This is a genomic window from Nostoc sp. 2RC (genome assembly GCF_014222165.1).
GTDB classification, from domain to species: domain Bacteria; phylum Cyanobacteriota; class Cyanobacteriia; order Cyanobacteriales; family Nostocaceae; genus Nostoc; species Nostoc linckia.
The window spans coordinates 1-5,347 of the sequence record NZ_JACKZU010000481.1 but is presented as its reverse complement, the minus strand read 5'-3'; the positions used below and the strand labels follow the sequence as shown (position 1 = coordinate 5,347).

Genomic DNA, 5,347 nt, shown 5'->3' with positions numbered 1-5,347 from the left:
ATATTAAGTTGATATAATTATTAACTTTGCCAATTAATAATTATATCATTATTAATATTTTTTTAGCACACCATCTGTGCAATTAATCTCCAAACTATAGCGTTTACTAGTCTGCTGAGGTACAAATCTCTGCATACCTTTGCGCTTTACTTTGCGCCCCTCTGCGTTTCAAAATATTATCTGTATCTCACTTAACTGGGAATCGCCATAATATTCATACTCATGTTTAAAAAATCAAATAAGTTCGGCTTTCCTGAATAAAAATATGAATTTATTTCACGCAGAATCTCAGAGAATAAGAGTTTGAGAAATTAAGTTTTTGACTATCATCAAAAATTCTCTATTCAATCTTCAGTGGCTTTTACAACCAAGTTTTTCCCAACTTTCCTTGAAAGCCATGCAATGTTCCCAGCAAACAAGCCCATATTTTTAGAAATTTTTCTTCAGGGTCATACAGTAAAATTGTGACTATTCTGCGGAGTAAATATTTTATGCGTTTAACACAACTGGTTAGTCGATAGAAGCCTTGGGCGTAGCGAGTTTCTAAATAAGTGTGATTTCGATGAATGTAGTAGTTACGTAAGCCAGAGTATTTGTGAACAATTACTTCTCGCTGAAAAAATTTTACTTTAATTGGATTACCAAAATTATGATACATAATCGCTTTCGTAATTATCAGATTACGAAATCCCTGTTGTTGTAGTCTCAGCCCGTACTCAAGGTCAATTCCGTCGATAAACAATTCTGCACGAGGAAAACCAACAGTTTTAGCAGCAGCAATAGAAATCAGAGAACCAGAAGTTATGGGAGAGTCGCACTCAAAAAAATCAACATTACTATTATGTTTACAGCCTATAAAATGGTCTTTGACAAAAACTGCTCCCGATATAATTGTCTCAGTTTTGCGATCGATGGGAGTAGGAGCAATAATCCCAATTTTTTTATCCTGGTCTAAAGATAATTTATTATAATAATTTAACAAAATTTCTAAACAATTGTGGGTCGGCAAACTGTCTTGGTCAAAAGTCCATAAAAAATCGTAACGTTCTTTTATAGCCCATTCCAGCGCTACTACTAAACCTCGACCAATACCAACATTTTCTGGATAATGGTGTATAAAAATAGATACACTATTATCTATTTGTAGTAATTTTTCCTCAGAATTATCTACAATAAAAATACTATCTATTGGTATAGATTGAGATTTAATAGCTTGTACACAATCGCTAGCAGCTTGTTTATCTTTATAGACGGTTATATAAGCTGCCACTTTTACTGTCATTGATTTAAATGTTATGTAATAAACCTATTTATGTATTTTAGACTTCAATACTCTAATCTTGAGGCTGGTGTATCGAGATACTTTTAAAATAGTCTTGATTAATAAGCAAAATTTCTAGATGTTTGGGCATGATACATTTCTTCTAATATCTGCCGCAGATCGTACTTATATTCCCATTTTGGATAGTGAGAACGGAATTTTCTGACATCTGAAATGTACCAGATATGATCGCCAGAGCGATTTTCTTCTGTATAGGAATATTGCAGTTTTTTACCGGTGATGTCTTCGCAAATTGAAATTGCTTCTAACATAGAACAATTACTATGTCGAGAACCTCCGATATTATACACTTCGCCACATCTGGGATTTTGATAAAAGTGATAAAAAGCGTTAACTAAATCATAACTGTGGATATTATCTCTCACTTGTTTGCCTTGATAGCCAAATATGGTGTAAGTATCACCAGTAATGGTACATTTCATTAAGTAAGCTAGAAAACCATGTAACTGAGCGCCAGAATGGTTAGGGCCAGTTAAACAGCCTCCTCTAAAGCTCACAGTTCTCATGCCGAAGTATTTACCATATTCTTGCACTAAAACGTCTGCGGCAACTTTAGAAACACCAAATAAAGAATGTTTGGAGTTATCAATTGTCATTGATTCGTCAATACCTTCTTGATATTGATGATTTGGTTCAATTTCCCAACGGATTTCTAACTCTTGTAAGGGTAAATAGTTGGGAGTATCGCCATAGACCTTATTAGTCGAAGTAAATATAAAAATTGCATCTGGGCAATATTGTCGAGTTGCTTCTAGTAATACTAAAGTACCGTTAGCATTAACTGTAAAATCTGTATGGGGGTCTTTTGCTGCCCAGTCATGGGATGGTTGCGCTGCTGTATGGATAATCAGACAAATATCAGAGGAATATTCTTGAAAGAGCTTTTCTATTGCAGAGCGATCGCGGATATCAATATCATAATGACGATAGCTGTCACCATATTTATCTTCTAAAATGCGACGATTCCACTCTGTTGATGCAGATTCTCCAAAAAACACCGCCCGCATATTATTATCAATACCTACAACATTAAAACCGTTCTGAGCAAAATAATGAACCGATTCGGAACCAATTAGACCAGATGAACCAGTAATTAAAACGGTAGGCATAATATTTACAATTCTCTCACACTACAATCATTAGTTTAGGATAAAACGGGCTTCAGAATTGTTTCATACTCAAGAATCCAGTGATAAATATCTCTCAGAGTTTGTTCTGGATTTATCATTGGTTTCCATCCAGTCTTAGAAATTATTTTGGAAGAATCTGTAATATAAATAGGAATATCACCTTGTCTGGCTGTTTCTTCTGATGCAATGGCAATAGATTTTCCAGTAATTGCCTCACATAATTTAGTAGTTTCTAATAGTGATAAACTATTATCAACACCTCCACCAACATTTAAAACATCTCCATTTAGTTCAGAAAAATATTCTAACTGGTAATCAATAAGGCGTAACAAATCTTCTATATGCAATAAATCTCTAACTTGTTTACCTGTACCGCCATAGCCTATATAACTGAGAGATTTTTCAAAATAGTGTGCCGCTAACCACAAAACAAAAACACCTTGGTCAACTTTACCCATTTGCCAAGGCCCTGTAATTACACCACAACGGTTGACTATTGCCTGAATATTATAAGCTTGTCGATACTCTTCGATGAGCATTTCCGAGGCAAGTTTAGTAGTACCATATAAAGAACGGTAGCTTTGAAGTGGAAATTCCTCGGCTATACCTAAATTAGATACTCCCGGTATTGTTTGTTCGGTAGCAATATTAAAACGGGTTGGCAGTTCTACTAAATTAATTGATTTTAGTGTTTCAATCGGATAAACGCGGCTAGTGGATAGAAACAACAAACGAGCTTGAATTTGTCTAGCTAATTCCAGAACATTGATAGTTCCTACTAAATTAGTTTGCAGGACATATTGAGGAGAATTAAATCCTGCAAGTACGGAAGGTTCAGCAGAACAATCAATAATAGTATCTACATCAAAACTTCCAGGATCTAAATCGCTAGCGGAACGAATGTCACCATGAATAAATTCAATTCCTAAATTTTTAAATCTCGGAAGATTTAATTCTGAACCGCGTCGTCGGAGATTATCAAAACATATAATTTGCCACTGAAAATGATGTTTTTTTAAATGAATTGCTAAGGAACTACCAACAAAACCAGCCCCTCCTAAAATTAGAACCTTCTCAGCCATTGGATTTTAACCTTTGATTTGCTAGCAGTTTATTTTTGCTTAAATGATAATCTCCACGCGATAAATGTTTTTCTAGCCAAATGAAGAGGACTATAAACAAATATCGACTCCCCATTTCTTTGAGCTTTAACTTAGAAACTCCTGTGGTTCTATTTCTCCAAGTAATGGGAATAGTTGTATAAGAATACCCTCTCACTATAGCTTTAAGTGGCATTTCTACAGTTAAATTAAAATGATGAGATACTAATGGAGATATACCTTCAATAACTTCTTTGCGATAAATTTTAAATGCATTGGTGGTATCATTAAATTTGAAGCCAAATAAAATTTTAATAAATAAGTTAGCTAAACGATTAACAATTAATTTATGGGTGGGATAGTCAATGACTTTGCCTCCTCTAATAAAGCGGGAACCAAAAACACAATCGTATCCTTCTTGCAGTTTATGGTAATAAGATATAATGTCTTCTGGTGCATCCGAACTATCTGCCATAACTACTGCGACAGCATCTTTTGTAAAATTTTCTAAGCCACAGCGAACTGCAAACCCAAAGCCGTTGGGATAATAATTATTGATGTAACACAGCTTGCTATTTTGCGAATTTAGCTGTTGTAATAATTGTTCTGTGTTATCTTTGCTGTTGTCGTTAACAACTAAAATTTCGTAATCTATATTTTCTTGTTCCAAAACTGTGCTAATAGTCCGAACAGTTTGAACTATGCAGTCTTCTTCGTTGTAGGCTGGAATTACTATTGATAAAGTCTTGATGGATTTTGAAGTCTCTATCGCTCTTAATTGATTCCCAATCAAGCTAGAATTTTCTAATAGAGCTGGGGCTAATGCTTCTGGATAATATGTTAATGATTTTTTTTGTTTTGGAGTTTTAAATACAAAGCGATCGCTAATTAAATAATTAATCGATGCGCTCACAAGTGCGCCTATTATAGTATTGATGCCATAGTTAACTTTCAACCAATCCAAAATCGGAAAAATCAAAAAAATTCGAGTAATAACAGCAGCACCCGCAGAAACATGATAGAGAGGAAGCTGCCGTAAAAATACTTCTCTCAAATTCCAAATACCACCAGTCCAAACCCATGTCCGATATACAAAAAAACTAAATATTAAAGAAAGTTCAATTGAAACTACATTGGCAATATTACGCAAAAAAGTTGTATTAAATCCTAGCTTTTCAATAATTAAATAAATCAGTACTAAATTTAACGCTGCTGCTAAACCGCCACCAAGCAGAAACTTTAGGATTTTGGGTTTAAGCATTTTTCTTAGCATTTGAGTCTATCACTCCTTTTATGTTCCCAATCATAAATACAACAGTTTCTAAACTAAATTATTTTTATTCCACCAGTTTTATCTTTGGTTCACCATTCAACTTTATGAACTGTTGACGTTTTCGATCATAAACCCAAGCCTTAATTATAGTTTCACCTGGTGGTATAGAATTTAGAGAAACATTTGCTTCCCAACCTGATGTATTGTAAAGACTTGATTTTAAAGCTGTAGCAACATCAGGTCTTTTTAAATTCACAAGCCCACTAGCAAAAAATAATTGATTATTGCCATAAGACAGCAGAACCAGGGGTGGCTGTTCTTGATGTTCTGGGAGAATAGCCCAGCCAAACAACTTTAAAGTATCGCTCCTATGGAAATTTAAGGGCTGTTGTCCCGTTGGTGGAACATCAATGTAACCATAAACTTTGTCAGCTTGAGTAATAAAATTGATATTTTCAGGAAAATTACGAAAATCTAATTTTTTAAGAACTATACTTAGTTC

Annotated in this window: 5 protein-coding genes; all 5 read right to left on the bottom strand. The window is 34.3% G+C overall.

What is annotated here, in order from left to right; all coding sequences use genetic code 11:
• Nucleotides 1–361 precede the first annotated feature (361 nt).
• Entirely contained in the window at nucleotides 362–1,282 is a 921-nt protein-coding gene (locus GNE10_RS31740) for a glycosyltransferase family 2 protein (protein WP_185569931.1), read from the bottom strand.
• Nucleotides 1,283–1,380: 98 nt separating this feature from the next.
• Complete coding sequence (locus GNE10_RS31735; RefSeq protein WP_185569929.1) at nucleotides 1,381–2,451, bottom strand: NAD-dependent epimerase/dehydratase family protein; 1,071 nt, start codon at nucleotides 2,449–2,451, stop codon at nucleotides 1,381–1,383.
• Between the two features lie 35 nt (nucleotides 2,452–2,486).
• Entirely contained in the window at nucleotides 2,487–3,554 is a 1,068-nt protein-coding gene (locus tag GNE10_RS31730) for an NAD-dependent epimerase/dehydratase family protein (RefSeq protein WP_185569927.1), read from the bottom strand.
• Nucleotides 3,547–4,833 carry a glycosyltransferase gene (locus tag GNE10_RS31725; protein WP_221643065.1) on the bottom strand — a complete coding sequence of 429 codons (1,287 nt, stop codon included), beginning with the start codon at nucleotides 4,831–4,833 and terminating at the stop codon, nucleotides 3,547–3,549. The genes GNE10_RS31730 and GNE10_RS31725 overlap by 8 nt, the downstream gene beginning before the upstream one ends.
• A gap of 76 nt (nucleotides 4,834–4,909) precedes the next feature.
• A partial coding sequence (locus GNE10_RS31720) for a hypothetical protein (protein ID WP_221643064.1) occupies nucleotides 4,910–5,347 on the bottom strand: 438 nt, incomplete at its 5' end.

What these genes read in the sequence shown, in the direction of transcription:
- GNE10_RS31740 (WP_185569931.1), bottom strand. Translation starts at nt 1,282, where the DNA reads ATGACAGTAAAAGTGGCAGCTTATATAACCGTCTATAAAGATAAACAA.
- GNE10_RS31735 (WP_185569929.1), bottom strand. Translation starts at nt 2,451, where the DNA reads ATGCCTACCGTTTTAATTACTGGTTCATCTGGTCTAATTGGTTCCGAA.
- GNE10_RS31730 (WP_185569927.1), bottom strand. Translation starts at nt 3,554, where the DNA reads ATGGCTGAGAAGGTTCTAATTTTAGGAGGGGCTGGTTTTGTTGGTAGT.
- GNE10_RS31725 (WP_221643065.1), bottom strand. Translation starts at nt 4,833, where the DNA reads ATGCTTAAACCCAAAATCCTAAAGTTTCTGCTTGGTGGCGGTTTAGCA.